The 539-nt window shown below is 51.9% G+C and carries 1 protein-coding gene; it reads left to right on the top strand.

What is annotated here, in order from left to right:
* Nucleotides 1-495: class I SAM-dependent methyltransferase (locus tag ACTHUR_RS17530; protein ID WP_440399995.1), on the top strand; the 495-nt coding region annotated here is incomplete at its 5' end.
* Nucleotides 496-539 lie beyond the last annotated feature (44 nt).

The raw sequence follows: 539 nt of genomic DNA on the forward strand, positions 1-539 counted from the left end.
GTCTGGGACGCTACCGGCGGACTGGGACGCGACAGTTTTGTGCTTGCCTCGTTGGGTTTGAATGTACAAACTTTTGAACAAAATCCTGCCGTTGCCTGTCTACTTTCAGACGGCCTCAACAGGGCAGGGCAAAGTGAAGAGGCACGGGAGATTGCCCAACGCATTACTTTGCATTTCGGCAATTCCGTTGATTTGATGCAGAAATTGGCTACTCAAAACGGCAGGCCCGATGTGGTGTACCTCGACCCGATGTATCCGGAGCGCCGCAAAACCGCCGCCGTGAAAAAAGAAATGTCCTATTTCCACGACTTGGTCGGCGCAGCTCAAGACGAAGCAGAGCTTCTGGACACAGCGTTGAATACTGCCAAAAAGCGCATTGTCGTCAAACGCCCGCGCTTGGGCGAATTTCTCGACGGGCGCAAACCTGCTTATCAATACACAGGCAAAAGCACGCGTTTTGACGTTTACCTTCCGACAAGGCCGTCTGAAGACTAGAAGCAAACTTGCAACATATCAAAAGAAACCGCCGGCGTTATCAG

Source organism: Neisseria sp. P0021.S007 (assembly GCF_051956855.1).